Origin of the sequence: Streptomyces sp. NPDC005728 (assembly GCF_040630895.1) — a bacterium.
Taxonomy (GTDB): domain Bacteria; phylum Actinomycetota; class Actinomycetes; order Streptomycetales; family Streptomycetaceae; genus Streptomyces.
Map to the genome: position 1 here is coordinate 45,355 of NZ_JBEXYL010000029.1, position 14,521 is coordinate 59,875.

The following is a 14,521-nucleotide window of genomic DNA, read 5'->3' on the forward strand; positions in this document are numbered from 1 at the left end:
GTTCCCCGATCCAACCCGGCGCTGACCTGCGGACGGGTGCCACGAGGGAGGGGCTGCCCGATAGCCCGCCAGCACTAGGGCGGTGGCGGCCGGTCCAGGGTGCGCGGAGCGTTTGAGCGACGTCGAAGGCGCCCTTGACGGCTGTCCCCACCTCGTCCGGCGTTCAGGCCGCCGCTGAGCTACATCCCTCGGCCCGCTCGGGCGCAAACACGCGTCGTTCGTCGGGTGTTTGCGCCCCGAGGCGACAGAATCACCGCTCGATGAGGGGGACTCCGGCACACCCCAGGAGGCGGACGGCGTGGAACTCACGCGGCGCGATGTCATGAAGGGCGCCGCCGCAGGCGGGCTCCTGCTCGGTTTTCCCGGGCTCACCGTCCAGTACGAGGCCGTGGCCGCGCCGGCCCCCAGCCCCCTCCTCGGACCCGTCGCCGGCGCCTGCGCCCGCCTCGCCGACCAGGGCTGGCACACGCTCCTGCCCCGAAAGCCTCCGCAAAAACCCGTTTGGCGGACCACTGCGACCACTGCTACTTTTCCGGAGGCCGTGCGAGAGAACGAGGAGGTGGTACCCGTGAACGTATTGACATGGGTGCTCCCCTCCGGGGTCACGGTCGGGCGATAGGTCGTCCGGGAGCGCCGCTCTGAGCACTCCCGAAAGGCACGACCATGCACTTCACTTCCGAGCAGCGCCTCGACGACGGCGTCCTCGAACGCCAATTCACCCTCGGCGAGATCCCCGGCATCCTGTGGACGCCCGGATCCGCATCCGCACCGGCGCCGCTGATCCTGCTCGGCCACCCTCCCCTCGGGCTGGGCAAGATGTACCCCCGACTGGTGGCCCGCGCGCGGCACGCCGCGGCGGATGGCTTCGCCACGGCCACCATCGAGCTCCCCGGAAGCGGCGACCGGCCCCGCTGGCCCGCCGCCGAGCAGGCCCGCGCCGACCTGCGCAGGGCGTTGGAGGCCGGCGAGCCGGTCAGCGACGAGATCGTCGACGCCCTCATCCTCCCGCTGGTCGACAAGGCGGTCCCGGAATGGCGGGCCACCCTGGACGCCCTCCTGTCACTGCCCGAGATCGGCGGCCCGGTCGGGTACTCGGGGGGAGTGATCTCCATCGGCCTCCGGCTCGCGGTGGTCGAGCCGCGCATCTCGGCCGCCGTTCTGTTCGCCGGGAGCTTCGTGCCTCGCGCCCTGTTCGAGGAGGCCCGCCAGGTCACCATTCCGCTGCACGTCCTTCTGCAGTGGGACGACGAAGGAAACGACCGACAGGCCGCCCTGGACCTGTTCGACGCCTTCGGCTCCAAGGAGAAGTCCCTGCACGCCAACATGGGCGGACACACCGGCGTCCCGCAGTTCGCGGGGGACACCGCGGCCCGGTTCTTCACCCGGCATCTGAGCTAGCCGCGGGCCGGCCCCGCCGCCGGGCCAGTAGACGGTAGGCGGTGCCGGCCAGGATGCTGCCATCAATGGCAGGTCCTGGCGCTCCTCTGTTGTCTATGCCGCGGGCCCCTGCCAACTCGGCAGGGGCCCGCCCTGCCCGAAGCCATGAACTGTTCCATTTCTGCAGTGCTTCGGGTGGTGCCCAATCTCGTGTCCAGATGCTGTTGGTCTTCGTGAACAAAGCCACGGCTGCCTCGTTGATCCCGACTCAGAACAGGCTCTAATGCCTCCACGACTCGCCGAGCCCCTTCGGAGCCTCGCCCGAACAGCCTCAGCTACGGTCGTGGCTCTCACGATCCCGCCCAGGCCCCCGGTGGCTCTTCCCAGGCATGGTTCCGGGCAAGCCGTCTCGACGCACGGCATGACCCAGAACTCCACCGGCACGGCATCCCGGTTCGCACCGCGCGCAACGCGGCGCCGGCCGCCCTCACTGCTGATCCCCCAGCCCGATCCTCGCCGACGTGACCGGGATGCACCGCCACCCCGGGCTCCGCTGGGTCGCCTACGCCCGACGCGACTGGGCCGAGTCCTCGCCTCCCGAGCCGAGGATGAGGCCAACAAGCAGGAGAAAAAGGGGAATAGTGCATCGGAATACCCCCTCCCGCTCCCTCCCGGCAGTCAAGGAGCCGGTCAGTAGGGAGTCAGGAGGCCGTCCACCAGGGCACGGAGCCCGTCCAGGTAGGTGTCCTCGGCGGTCAGCGGTGCCCATTGGTCCGCGACCTGCGCCAAGCGTGGTAGCTCGCTCGGGTCGAGATCGGCGAAGACTCGCTCCCGGTAGGTAGGACGGTCATCGTCGGTGCGCCGCCGGGCCACTGTTGTCCGGACCACGATCTCTCCGGCGGTGTAGTACCAGATCGTGCGGTATCCGTGTACGGCCCGCTCGATGGGCAGGCCGCATTCGACCAGTCCGTCGACGATCTGCTCGACAAACCACAGGGCGGATGTGGACATCAGGTCGTCGGCGGTCAGCACCTCCACGATCCAGGGGCATGCGGCGAGCGCCTCGTGGATCGTGGCAGCGGCGACGACGATCCGCTCGCGGGGCTGGGCGGGCAGTTCGGGTCGGTGCAGCGTCCGCGCGGCGTAGTCGTCCAGCAGGAGGACGAGCAGTTCCTCCTTGTTGCGGACGTGGTGGTAGAGCGCCATCGGAGTGCTACCGACCTCTGTGGCCAGCCGCCGCATGGTCAGCCGGTCCACGCCTTCCGCGTCCACGATACGGCGGGCCGTCTCGACGACCTCCTCGCGGGAGATGCGGGGAGGTCGGCCGAGGGATTTTCGCGGTACGGAGGGTTGCGGCATGCCCTCATCATCCCCCAGGTGTCGACAACGACGATCTCCGAGCGTACTTTCCTTACATGTATAAAAACTCGCGAGGGCGCCCTGGAGCGGTGCTGGCGGCGGCGACCGTCGCCCAATTCGTCGTCGCCCTGGACATGTCGGTGGTCAACGTCGCACTACCCGCAATCCGCACCGCGTTGGGATTCGCGCCGCTCGACCTGTCGTGGGTCGTGCACGTCTACGCGCTCACGTTCGGCGGGACTCTGCTGCTGGGGGGCCGCGCGTGCGACCTGTACGGCCGACGTCGGCTGTTCGTGCTGGGCCTGGCCGTCTTCGGGCTGTGCTCGCTGGCGGGCGGGCTGGCCCAGGCGCCCTGGCAACTGATCGCCGCCCGCGCCGGGCAGGGCTTGGGCGCCGCCGCGGCCGCGCCGGCCGGGCTGGCGATGCTCGCCACCACCTTCGCTGAGGGCCCCAGGCGCGTCCGCGCACTCGGAGTGTGGAGCGCGGTGAACGCCGCAGGGGGAGCTCTGGGCGTGCTGGCGGGTGGGCTGCTGACCGAGTACGCGGGCTGGCGCTGGGTGATGCTGATCAACGTGCCCATCGTGGCGGCGGCTTTGGCGCTGGTCCCCGCAGGCGTGCCCGCCGGAACTCAGCCCGCCCGGCGCGAGAGGCTGGACGCGCTGGGTGCCGTCCTGGCGACGGGCGGAATCGGGCTGCTGGTCCTGGGTGTCGTCCGCACCGACACCCTCGGGTGGGACTCCCCCTCTACGTTGGGGACCTTCGCTGGCGCGGCCGTGCTGCTGGCCGCCTTCGTCCTCGCCGAGACCCGGGCCGCAGCACCATTACTGCGCCTCGGCCTGCTGCGCAGCCGCTGGGTCGCCGGCGCCAACGTGCTGGTGTTCCTGGCCGCATCTGGGCAGTTCACGGCGTTCTACTTCGTGTCCTTGTACATGCAACAAGTCCTGGGTATGGGCGCCGCAGCGACCGGCGCCGCGTTCCTGCCCTTCTCCGTGGGGCTGGTCACGGGCACCATCGTCGCGACCCGCGTCACCGCCACCCACACCCCCCGCACATCCCTGGTACCCGGCGCTCTGCTGGCCGCCGGGGGCCTGACCTGGTTCGCCTTCATCAGCCCCGACGGCGGCTTCCTCACCGACGTACTCGGCCCGTCCGTCATCACCAGCATCGGGGCCGGACTGGTCCTGGCCCCGGTCGCCGCCGCCGCGACCACCGGAGTCGCCCACCGCGAGGCAGGCATGGCCTCCGGCCTCATGAACAGCTCCCGCCAACTCGGTGGCTGCATCGGCCTGGCCGCCCTGGCCACCGTCGCCGTACACCGCACCGGCACGGCCACTGACCCCGCCGCGCTCAACGACGGCTACGCACTGGGCCTGGCCACCGCCGCCGCCCTCTTCCTTCTCGCGGCAGTCGTGGCGATCGGCGTGCTGCCCCGCCGCCGCGCCGGAACACCTGTCCCGCGATCCGCCGCCTCCGCAGAGAACCGACTGGAAGGAACGCCATCATGACGACAACACCCCTCTCGTCCATCGACCTGTTCGCTTCGGCACTGCACATCCACCCCGACGGCGATATCCGAGTCGCCGAACGGCGGATGACGAGCAGTGACTCCGGTGCCTGGCAGATCGCGACGTTCCACGTGGAGACCGACGCCGACGTTCACGCTGACCACTGGGAGATGCACCCGGAGGCCGAGGAGGCGGTGTGCTGCCTGACCGGCGGCGTCCGCCTCTACTTCCGTCCCACCGAGCCCGGCGGCGCCGAGGACATGGTGCAGTTGACGTCGGGCGCTGCCGTGATCGTCCCCCGCGGCCGCTGGCACCGTCTGGAGCTGGACGCCCCCAGCGACCTGATGTCGATCACCCTTCGCCACGGCACCCGCCTCGAAAAGCGCACCGACACTCGCTGACTACAGTGGGGCCCGGCCGACCCTGTCGCCGGGCCACCCTGCGGCAACTGTCCGGGGGAAGGCGGCCGCCGCGGGATGCCTGGTCGTTGATTCACTTCCCCTGGAATCCGTTCAACGTCATCAGTCGGGGCGAGCGATCTCCGAGAACAGTGCACAGTCGGAATGACATCTCACCGCAGGTCAGGCCGGAGACGCACCCGCCTTCACGGACGTCATGGCTCGCCTGCGCATTGCTCGACCTCGAGGACGACCCCGCACCAGGCCGGACGTGGTCCTGGCCGACAAGGCCTATTCGTCCCGTGCGATCCGGGAACACCTGCGCAAGCGCGGCATCCGGACGCTGATCCCCGTTCCAGCAGACCAGTGCGGTCATCGACTGCGTCGCGGGTGCCGGGGCGGAAGACCACCGGCCTTCGACCGCGAGACCTACAAGCAGCGCAACACCGTCGAGCGATGCATCAATCGCCTCAAGCAATCGCGAGGAATCGCCACCCGCTACGAGAAGACCGCCACCATCTACCTGCCCGGACTCCACATCGCAGGGATCTTCCTCTGGTCAGCCAGCTGATCCAAACGAGACCGCCTAGCTCAGATCGCCGTGGTGTTGACCTTCGCAGGGGTGTGGGGCGTCCAGAGCGTATTCGCACATCCTTATGGCCACCTGGGAGCGGCACGCCGCCGAACTGGGCGGTGACGGGGCGTACCTGAGCGTCATGCTGTACGACGTCAAGCACGCCATGGTGGTCTCCAACGTGGCCACGGTGGCTTTGTACGCGAGTCACGTCGTCATTTCGACACGACTCCGGGCGTCGAACGATCGTACGAGGAGGCGGTGTTCACGGCTTCGGGAGGCACCTCTGACCCGGGGCGCGGTGGTCGCCAACGGCGCGACTACAACCGGCCGCCTACGCCCGAAGCCAACGCTTTTGTCCTCAGCTGGCGATCAGCCGCAGACGCTTGGACCAAGGGCGCCGCCTCTCGAAGCCGTGAACATCCGAGGGGAGCCGGCATCCGCGGTGCCGCTCGAACTGCTGTGGAAGCGCTGCTCCTTGCCACGTACGAAGCCATACGGGACCGGACAGATGACTGGACGATTCCACGAGCTCGCGAACCTCGGGTTCACTGGGGACGGCCCTGCCCTGGGCCAGGCCGGCCAGAGCTCAGTAGCGGGCTCCCACCACAGGATGAGCGGGGTCACGACACCGTTGCCTAGCTTGTACGCAGCCCCCTGCACGAAGGTCCACCTCTCGTGTCAGGCGGGAGGGTGCTGCTCGGGTGGGGTGTTCAGACGGGTGCGTTCGCGTCGGTGTGTCCAGTAGGCCTGCCACCAGGTGAGCCGGTCCGCGGAGTCTTGCGGGATGGTGCCGTGGATGACGGACTGCGCCAGCACGGTGAGCAGGCCAGTGAGTGCCACCGTCAGGACTACGCCCCAGGGTGCGCCGGCGAAGGAGGCTGCCAGGCTGCCGACGCTGCTGATGCCTGCACCGACCAGGGCGGTGGTGCGGCTGGGGCGGGATTGGCGGTTGGCCTGCGCAGTAGGTGTGGAACGCGCCATGGTGGCCTCCTGTGTCCGTGGTTGGGCGATCTGCGCTCCACGGTTGCGGGATCAGGATTGATTCAGAACATGACCAGCAATTGGTCCAGGGGGGAATGAACATGGCCCGTCCCGGCCGGCGTCTAGGGGCCGTCGCTAAAGGCCTACCCGTGCCGGTTTTCAGTTGGACAGTCACGGTGCGCCGTATCGTTTTCGATCCGCTCATGAACGGTGATCCGCCGCTGACGCTGAAGGACATCGCACAGCGTCTGCTGAAGGCGGCGCCGCCTGACGCCCAGGACGACAAGCCTGACGCCCAAGTCGACAAGCCTGACGCTGCGCGAGCGAAGCGGACGGACCCGCTGCGGTCGGGACGCGGAGAGCCGTCCGTGCAGCGGATGGCCAAGGGCGAGATGGTGCCCACGCGCGATGTCCTTTTCGATCTCTTACGGATCCTTGAGGAAGAGCGTGGGGCGCCGCAGCGCCATGACTTGGAGGAGCTGTGGGCGGCGTACAAGCCGGCGCTGCAAGAGCGTCTGCCTTTCGTGTACAAGGTGTACGAGGTTGTCGACGGGTACTCCAGTGCACTTTTGCTGGTGGGCTTTCAGCAGCAGGAGATCGCCCGGCTTGCGACGAGTCTGGAGCAGCACAGGCACCGGGCGGCGCGGGCGAATGAGCGGGTGCAGCGTGCACGGCGGGCGCAGGCGGTTCACCGGCGGGCGCTGAGAGCCGCTGGGCAGGAGCTGGACCGCCTGCGTGTACGTGAGCAGCGTGTGAGACACGAGCTGGACGATGCCTCCTCCGAGGCGGCCAGGCTGCGTCAGGACGTGGCCACGGCCCGGGCGCAGGTCGAGCAATGGCAGGAACAGGCTGAATGGCACCTGCGGGAGGAAGAGGAGCTCCGGCAGGAGTCGGCGACGCAGCGGGAGGCTTGGCAGGAGAGGGAGGCCCTTCTGCTGGAGCGACTCGCCCAGGCCTGCGAGACCTTGCAGACGGTCGCTGAACAAGCCGCGGTGGTCGAGGCGGCTATGCAGGCGCGGGAGACCCATTGGCGTGATCAGGCCCAGGCCGGCCACGCTGCGGCCCGCTCGGCGCGGGCCGACGCCGATGCCGCTCGCAGCCAGGCTGCGGTAGCGCGAGCCGAGGCGGAGGCCGCGCGGGAGGAGGCCACACGGGTGCTTCAGGCACAGCAAGACCGTGCCGACGCGCTCGTCGCAGCAGCCGGCGTGGAGCAGGATCAGGCTCAGCAGGCCATCGACCGCTTGAAGGAGGAACTGCGCCAGGCCCAGGCTCAGCTGCGTGCGGCGCAGCAGAACGCGGTACAACAGGACGCTCAGCTGACCTCATTCGTTGCCGAGCGAGCGCTGAACTCTGACCTCGATGACATCGTCAGCCAGGTTCTCGCCCAGCACCAAGAACTGGGCCCCGGCGAACCGGCCTGGATTGACGCAAGACCTGAGGCAACCCATATCCGCAGCTCAGAGGACCAGCCGCCAGGCCTGACTTCGGGCGGCCACGCCGCGATGGCAGCCATTCCCACGCAGCCGAAGCCTGACGTCGACCTGCCCGACAGCCCGGCAGAGCCGCCCGGGAGCGCCGACCCAAATGCACCTGTGGAGCAGAGCACCGCACAACCCGGCGTGGCTCCGTATCAAGCTATGCGGCTGCCGGCCGCCGATACAGGTGGCACCCCCAACTTTCCTCCCGGCCCAGCCGTCGGCCTGGACGCGCCGCAGGGCGTCCGGCCGGCAGGCGCGCAGGGCGAACCCACCGGCCCGGACACCTCTGCGCCCTCGTCCGCTTTGGTGTCCTCCGGCACAGCCGGACCGGGAGCCACTCCCGACACGCCACGGCTCCCCGTCACGGCATCACAGGTCAGCCCTGCAGGAGTCCTCAAGACCCTTCTAGGATGTTTTGGACTTTTTGGTGCTTGGGTCGTGTCCGTCACCCTCGTGATTCTTCTTGCTCTCTGGGTCACACCAGCGTCGGCACCGGTCGCCTATGCATCCGGCAGCAAGCCCACCACCAACACGTCGGGTTCCTCCGCCTTCGGCGGGAGCAGTACTACCTACACCTGGACGGTGGGCGGCACCCATCCCGTCCGGGCCCGCTTCAGGCTGACCAACCAGGAAGGCACCCTGCCCGGCCACCTCACCGCCCAGCCCGCGAAGGGCTGCCGCCCCAAAGTGCAGTGGACACTGACCACCGACGGGAGAACCATCGCGGACGGCACCCTTACCGACACGGACAGCCACAAGATCAAGGGAGTGGTCCCCGACAACGCCAAGGCCCTCTACATCACAGCCACATACTCACAGGGCCGCACCTGCACTACCACGCTGTCCTGGATCATCAGCACCTGACAGAGACGCTTCCATCGGCCGCTCGTGCTGTCGGCAGCCGTCAACGTCCCTGGGCTTTTCGGGCGCGCTTCTCAGCACGGGCCCGGGCCAGGGCGGCGCGGTGCGTCTCCTCGCATCCGACCGCGTCAGCGGCATGTCGAGACAGCACCTCTCCTCCATCTGCGCCTCCGCCGCGCAGCGGAGGCCCGCTGCCGTCCGAGCATGCAGCCCGGAGCTGATCCAGGAGATCGAAGGACTCTGCCGCGATTCGCTGACCGACCTCCAGTAGGGCGTCCAGGAACCGATCGCTTGTTGGACGCCCGTCCCCACCCGGTCGGGGGTGGGGACCTTGCTGCCAGCGAACCCGACCTCGAACAGGTCGTCCCACTCCTGGCCCACCGCGGCAGGGTGATCATGATGGCCACCCTCGACGCCCACCCACCCCTGCCTGTCGGCGCTACAGTCGGGACGCGAACCTTCGCGGCTTCGCGATCTCCAGCGCCTCGGCCGACGAACTGGCCGACGCCGCGGTAGCGCTCGGCTTCCTGCTCGGCAAGGGAACACTGCGCGCCCGGGAGGTCCAGACCCTGCCGCTCTCGCAAGCCCAACAAGACCACATCATGCTGGAGGAAGGACACGCGACAGCCCGCCTCGTCCTGCTCCCCGAGAGCTGAATCCCGCCACATCCATGACAGCGCGGCCCGGGAGCACCGCATTGCCCATAGGTAAGGAGTTCCAGTGGACGAGTCACCCGTGGATCCCACCGTCTTGGGCGGCCCACCGCCGGACGGCGGGCGCTACGGAACAGACCTCTTCGCCCCCGATCAGACGGGGGAGGGCGAACGCATTGACTACGGCGCCCTGGCTTACGACACGGCGACACGGGCACGCCTCACGGCCTTGGGCGTCGGCCCGGGGTGGCGCTGCCTCGACGTGGGCGCCGGCACCGGGACGATCAGCCGCTGGCTGGCCGACGAGGCGGGCGCCGACGAGGTCCTGGCCCTGGACCGCGACCCGCGCTTCGTGCACGCGCCCCCGGTCGGCCGACTGCGGGTGATGGCCGCGGACGTCACCGACCCGAACCTGGCGCCGGGCAGGTTCGACCTGGTCCACTGCCGCTTCGTCCTCATGCACCTGCGCGAGCACGCAGACGTGCTGGCGCGTCTAGCCGACTGGGTGGCCCCCGGAGGCTGGCTGGTCGTCGGCGACGCCGTCGACCTGACCACAGCCGACTCCCCGCACGACGCCTACCGGCGGACCATGGCGGCCATGTGGCAGGTGCTGCGGGAGCGGATCGGAACCGACATCACCTGGGTGACCCGCTACCCACAGTGCCTGCACGATCTGGGACTCCTCGAGGTCGGCGCGGAAGTACTCCTGCCACCGCTGACCGTCGACGCACCGATCACCGCCTTCTGGAAAAATACCTGGCACAGCCTGCGCGACGCCCTGGAAACCAGCACCGCCCTGGAACGGGGCGAACTCGACAACGCCCTGGACTACCTGTCATCACCCACGCTCGCCGACCTCTCCCCCGGCATGATCACCGCTTGGGGCCGTCGCCCTCGCCCGTGAGCGGAGCGCACCAGGAGCCCGGACTCCGACCGGCCCCAGCTGGTCGGCGCTCTCAACTACCTATGGGGCGTACGCGACACCCCAGCCCAGCAGGCGCCGAGTGCCCAGCCTGACTCGGTGATGAGAGGCGGCACCACAGCGAGCCTTGGGCCCTCAGCTCACCGTAGCGCGCTTGTTCCCAGCCGCACCTCGCCGACCAGATGAAGAGGTACCAAGATGGAGTCCGGCAAGGTAGATGGTCGAGGTCTTGTCGTATCCGGGGCAGGCCAGGGCCAGCACAGTCTGACGGATTCGTGACCAGCGTCAAGAGCTCGGACACGAAGAATGTTCAGGCGGGTCGGCTGCGTGGCGTCGGACAGTACCGGGCCCGGTCGGGTGTCATGGCAGGGTGAGGAGCAGCCCTGGCACCAGACGGCTGAGGTGGATTGCACATCGTCGGGCAGACAGGCAAGGACGTAGGAGCCACGACTCTGGTCGGCGCAGCAACGGCCGCATTGGCCAGGTGCAGTGGCCTCGACCGGGCGAATCTGGCATGGGCATTGTTCGACCACGTGGACTTGTCCGGCACCGGCCGCGGGCCACGAGCCTTCTCGGGCCGGGGCGGCAGCAGCGGCGCGATCAGCGCCCACATGTCATCGTCCACCATCCACCGCCGGGTAGTCACACCATCCCGAACGGTCGAATCGTCACACCGGACACGGCCGAACAGGGCCGTTCAACAAGATCGTGTGACGAGCTCTACGTATCCGTATTTCAGCGGCTCCTGATTGTCCTAGTGATCGGTGGTGGACAAGCTCGTCGCGCTGACTCGCACGGCCCGTCAGCGGCACTCCCGTATGCCTCCACCGGAAGGACACCGCCCTATGAGGATCAGGCGCATAGGTGCTGTCGCACTCACCGCCGGCGGGTTACGTGATCGCGCTGAGCGCCGGCCCAACCCTGGCCGACTCCGGCCCAACCCAGGTGCGCCATCACCGATCCGAGGATCCATTCAGGCGGCGCAGACTGGATCCCTGAGCGCAGCATGGCATGCGCCACGGCATCGGGCACAGCCGCGGACTTGGCCAGAAGAACAGTGCGGGCGACCGCTCCACCAACGCGAGGTGTCCGTCGCGGAGGCGGGTCACCCTAGTCAACACGACTACGGCCAGCTGACATCCATGTACGGCCACGAAACCGACACGGGTCAGCTGTTGAGCTGTCCCCGGCCCCTCGACGCCGAGCCTTAGGCTGCGGCGCCGTTCAACCCCGCGTTCTGCGCGTGAAGTTCGTAGACGGCGATGTCAAGCCGAGGTCGTCGCCGTTGAGGTTGGCGACCGGCACGGACTGGGTGGCGCTCAGGTCGACGTGCAGGGCCATGAGTGTGTCGCAGTCGCGGTTGCACTAGGTGGACCGCAAGGTTCGGCAGATACCGGACACACCGGACGCCCCGTTTCGGCCCTCCCAGGGCAAGCGTGGCCGCCGTCTCGGGGTGACCGTGCCACCCCCACCCCACCTACCTCCCTTCATTGGCTCAGAACCATCAGCGTGCCTTGGCGCCACACAGCTGTTGATGGTCATCATCTGGCGGCGCCGCAAGGCTCCTTCTCACCTTCGGAGAACATCACCGTGCCGATACCGCGTGTTCCCAGATCCGGCTCATCCCGTAAGCCATGGCGTTCTCTGGTAGGTTCCCGCACTCTCATCCTCGTCGCGATGTTGGCCGTCGCCACCGCCCTGCTCCCCCTGGCAGGCCTCGGCCAGGGAGACGCAAAAGCCGGCACCTCAGGGGTGCCCGGCCCTACCGGTGCGGGGTTCGCCCCACACCACGCAGTGGCGCCCGCATCCGCGATGGAACCCGCTGCACCGGTGCTGTCACGGGACGGCTGGACGGTGGCCGCCAGCGACGAGGAGAGCACTGCGGAGGACGGACGCGCCGACAACGTACTGGACGGCGATACCGACACCATCTGGCACAGCAAGTGGTCGGGGACCCCGGCTCCGCTGCCGCACAGCATCACCATCGACATGCACCGCACCGCCGTGGTGTCGACGATCGTCTACCGGCCGCGGGCCGTCAGCCCCAACGGCCGTATCGGCCGGTACGAGATCCGGCTGAGCGACGACGGCCGGATGTGGGGCGGGCCGGTGGCCTCCGGCACTCTCGCGGACGACGCCACGGTCAAGACGCTGTCCTTCGCCGCGCAGGGCACCCGGTACGTGCGGCTGACGGCGCTGAGCGAAGCGGGCGGACGGGGTCCGTGGACATCCGCGGCGGAACTCGACCTGCTCGGCGATCCCGGCTCGACCGCCGGTGTCGTCGACCTGTCGCGGGAGGGATGGACCGCCACGGCAAGCGACGAGGAGAGCTCCGCGGAGGACGGACGCGCCGCCAACGTACTGGACGGCGATACCGACACCATCTGGCACAGCAAGTGGTCGGGGACCCCGGCTCCGCTGCCGCACAGCATCACCATCGACATGAAGAGGCCCCGCACGGTCTCCCAGCTCACCTACCAGCCGCGTCAGGGTGCCGTGAACGGGCGGATCGGCGCCTTCACCGTCGCCACCAGCTCGGACGGGGCGTCCTTCGGTGCGCCGGTGGCCTCCGGCACCTGGGCCGACGACGACACGGTCAAGGGCGCCTCGTTCTTCCGGCCGGTGACGGCCCGGTATGTACGTCTGACCGCCACCACCGAGGCGGGCGGCCGCGGCCCCTGGTCCTCGGCGGCCGAAATCCGGTTGGCCGGGCCCGCGGATCCTGCCCAAGCGGGTGCGTGGGGTCCGGTGAAGGGCTTCCCCCTGGTCCCGGTGGCCACGGCCGTCCTGCCGAACAACAAGCTGCTCGCCTGGTCGGCGTACGGCGTCGACCGGTTCGGCGGCAGCAATGGCTACACCCAGACCGCGATCATGGACCTGACGACTGGTCAGGTCACGCAGCGGCGCATCGACAACACCGGGCACGACATGTTCTGCCCGGGGATCGCCATCCTGTCCGACGGGCGCGTCCTGGTCACCGGCGGCAGCAACGCGGAGCGCGCCAGCATCTACGACCCGGCGACGGATGCCTGGACGTCGACTGCGGACATGCACATACCCCGCGGCTACCAGGCGATGACTCTGCTGTCCAACGGTGAGGCCTTTGTCCTGGGCGGTTCCTGGAGCGGCGGCGTCGGCGGCAAGAGCGCCGAGGTGTGGTCGCCTGCCACGGGAACCTGGCGCACTCTGCCCGGCGTTCCCGTCGCCCCGACCATGACTGCGGACCCGGCGGGTCCCTACCGGGCGGACAACCATGAGTGGCTGCACGCCACTTCGGACGGCCGGCTGCTGCAGCTCGGCCCGAGCAAGCAGATGAACTGGATCACCACGACGGGCGCCGGGGCCATCGCGTCGGCCGGGTCCCGGGCCGACAGCCAGGACACGATGAACGGCAACGCGGTCGCGTACGACATCGACAAGTTGCTCACCCTCGGCGGTGCCACCGCTTACGAGAAGGCCAAGGCCACGAATCGTGCTTATACCGTCGACGCGAGCGGTAGCGGACAGCCGGTGAGCGCCCGCACCGGGGACATGCGCTTCGCGCGGGCGTTCAGCAACAGCGTGGTCATGCCGGACGGGAAGGTCGCGGTGTTCGGCGGACAGTCGTACCCGGTACCTTTCAGCGACGCGACGTCCGTCATGACTCCGGAGATCTGGGATCCGGCTACCGGGCACTTCACGCCCGCGGCGTCCATGGCGGTGGCGCGCAACTACCACAGCGTCGCCAATCTGCTGCCCGACGGCCGGATCTTCTCCGGCGGCGGGGGCCTGTGCGGGGACTGCGCCACGAATCACCTGGACGGCGCGATCTTCACCCCGCCGTATCTGCTCAACGCGGACGGCAGCGAAAGGCCACGTCCGGCCATCACCGGTCAGGTGCCCGCCCGGGCAGGAAACGGCACCCAGTTGTCGGTGTCCACCGACAAGGCGGTCGCCTCCTTCGCCCTCGTACGCGCCAGTGCCGCAACCCACTCCACCGACAACGACCAGCGCCGCGTGCCACTGCGGTTCCGGGCCACGGCCGGCACCTCGTACCAGGTCGACATCCCGGCTGATCCAGGCATGGCCCTGCCAGGGACGTACATGCTGTTCGCGCTCGACGCTCAGGGGGTGCCGAGCAAGGCCCGGATGCTCACGATCGGCTGAGGCCGAGGACCCGGCGCGCTTGGTGAGCGTGCGCGGGCGGCCTGACGTGCGGCTCCTACGGAGGTTGCATGCGGTGTACCCGCTTGTCCCGGAGATGGAGGTCGCCGCCCTGTGCGGCGAGGGCCGCCACCCGCCCATGACCGCCGCCACTCGTGAGGTGTTCGGCCGCTACCACGCCTGCCGGCAGGCCCGCGCCCCCGACCGGACTGCCGAACTCCACACGGCCGACTCGGTGTTCCATCTGCACTCCGGCCAGGGTCCTGT

At 69.1% G+C, this 14,521-nt stretch carries 9 protein-coding genes and 2 pseudogenes; 8 read left to right on the forward strand and 3 right to left on the reverse strand.

Features of this window, described 5'->3' with window-relative positions; translation table 11 throughout:
* The first annotated feature begins 322 nt into the window (after window positions 1-322).
* Both ABZ471_RS20930 and ABZ471_RS20935 read left to right on the forward strand, forming a co-directional pair.
* Complete coding sequence (locus tag ABZ471_RS20930; protein ID WP_359068318.1) at window positions 323-619, forward strand: hypothetical protein; 297 nt, start codon at window positions 323-325, stop codon at window positions 617-619.
* Between the two features lie 44 nt (window positions 620-663).
* Window positions 664-1,398, forward strand: a complete 735-nt coding sequence (locus tag ABZ471_RS20935) for an alpha/beta hydrolase (RefSeq protein WP_359068274.1) — start codon at window positions 664-666, stop codon at window positions 1,396-1,398.
* A 669-nt stretch (window positions 1,399-2,067) separates the two neighbouring features.
* On the opposite strand, the gene ABZ471_RS20940 is transcribed toward ABZ471_RS20935, so the two are convergent.
* Window positions 2,068-2,736: a TetR/AcrR family transcriptional regulator gene (locus ABZ471_RS20940; protein ID WP_359068275.1), complete on the reverse strand. Its 669-nt coding sequence runs from the start codon at window positions 2,734-2,736 to the stop codon at window positions 2,068-2,070.
* Between the two features lie 56 nt (window positions 2,737-2,792).
* On the opposite strand from ABZ471_RS20940, the gene ABZ471_RS20945 reads away from it, so the two are divergent.
* The 3 genes and pseudogenes from ABZ471_RS20945 to ABZ471_RS20955 all read left to right on the forward strand — a co-directional run.
* The gene (locus ABZ471_RS20945) at window positions 2,793-4,241 is read left to right on the forward strand and encodes an MFS transporter (protein ID WP_359068276.1); all 1,449 of its coding nucleotides are present in this window, start codon (window positions 2,793-2,795) and stop codon (window positions 4,239-4,241) included.
* The gene (locus ABZ471_RS20950; protein ID WP_359068277.1) at window positions 4,238-4,642 is read left to right on the forward strand and encodes a cupin; all 405 of its coding nucleotides are present in this window, start codon (window positions 4,238-4,240) and stop codon (window positions 4,640-4,642) included. Before ABZ471_RS20945 ends, ABZ471_RS20950 begins: the two co-directional genes overlap by 4 nt.
* A 169-nt stretch (window positions 4,643-4,811) precedes the next feature.
* A pseudogene (locus tag ABZ471_RS20955) lies at window positions 4,812-5,210 on the forward strand (transposase); the annotation flags it as partial.
* A 684-nt stretch (window positions 5,211-5,894) separates the two neighbouring features.
* Here ABZ471_RS20955 and ABZ471_RS20960 read toward each other — a convergent pair.
* Window positions 5,895-6,197, reverse strand: coding sequence for a hypothetical protein (locus tag ABZ471_RS20960; protein ID WP_359068278.1), 303 nt, complete (start codon window positions 6,195-6,197; stop codon window positions 5,895-5,897).
* A 149-nt stretch (window positions 6,198-6,346) separates the two neighbouring features.
* Here ABZ471_RS20960 and ABZ471_RS20965 point away from each other — a divergent pair, with 149 nt between their 5' ends.
* Both ABZ471_RS20965 and ABZ471_RS20970 read left to right on the forward strand, forming a co-directional pair.
* Window positions 6,347-8,539, forward strand: a complete 2,193-nt coding sequence (locus ABZ471_RS20965) for a hypothetical protein (RefSeq protein WP_359068279.1) — start codon at window positions 6,347-6,349, stop codon at window positions 8,537-8,539.
* Window positions 8,540-9,256: 717 nt separating this feature from the next.
* Window positions 9,257-10,093, forward strand: coding sequence for a class I SAM-dependent methyltransferase (locus ABZ471_RS20970; protein WP_359068280.1), 837 nt, complete (start codon window positions 9,257-9,259; stop codon window positions 10,091-10,093).
* 553 nt (window positions 10,094-10,646) lie between these two features.
* On the opposite strand, the pseudogene ABZ471_RS20975 reads toward ABZ471_RS20970, so the two are convergent.
* Window positions 10,647-10,739: pseudogene (locus ABZ471_RS20975) on the reverse strand (IS5/IS1182 family transposase); the annotation flags it as partial.
* 1,184 nt (window positions 10,740-11,923) lie between these two features.
* Between ABZ471_RS20975 and ABZ471_RS20980 the strand changes: the two are divergent.
* Complete coding sequence (locus ABZ471_RS20980; RefSeq protein WP_359068281.1) at window positions 11,924-14,257, forward strand: discoidin domain-containing protein; 2,334 nt, start codon at window positions 11,924-11,926, stop codon at window positions 14,255-14,257.
* Window positions 14,258-14,521 lie beyond the last annotated feature (264 nt).

Excerpts from the sequence above, each read along its gene's own strand:
- ABZ471_RS20950 (WP_359068277.1), top strand. The coding sequence starts at position 4,238 with ATGACGACAACACCCCTCTCGTCCATCGACCTGTTCGCTTCGGCACTG.
- ABZ471_RS20945 (WP_359068276.1), top strand. The coding sequence starts at position 2,793 with ATGTATAAAAACTCGCGAGGGCGCCCTGGAGCGGTGCTGGCGGCGGCG.
- ABZ471_RS20980 (WP_359068281.1), top strand. The coding sequence starts at position 11,924 with ATGGAACCCGCTGCACCGGTGCTGTCACGGGACGGCTGGACGGTGGCC.
- ABZ471_RS20930 (WP_359068318.1), top strand. The coding sequence starts at position 323 with ATGAAGGGCGCCGCCGCAGGCGGGCTCCTGCTCGGTTTTCCCGGGCTC.
- ABZ471_RS20940 (WP_359068275.1), bottom strand. The coding sequence starts at position 2,736 with ATGCCGCAACCCTCCGTACCGCGAAAATCCCTCGGCCGACCTCCCCGC.
- ABZ471_RS20960 (WP_359068278.1), bottom strand. The coding sequence starts at position 6,197 with ATGGCGCGTTCCACACCTACTGCGCAGGCCAACCGCCAATCCCGCCCC.
- ABZ471_RS20935 (WP_359068274.1), top strand. The coding sequence starts at position 664 with ATGCACTTCACTTCCGAGCAGCGCCTCGACGACGGCGTCCTCGAACGC.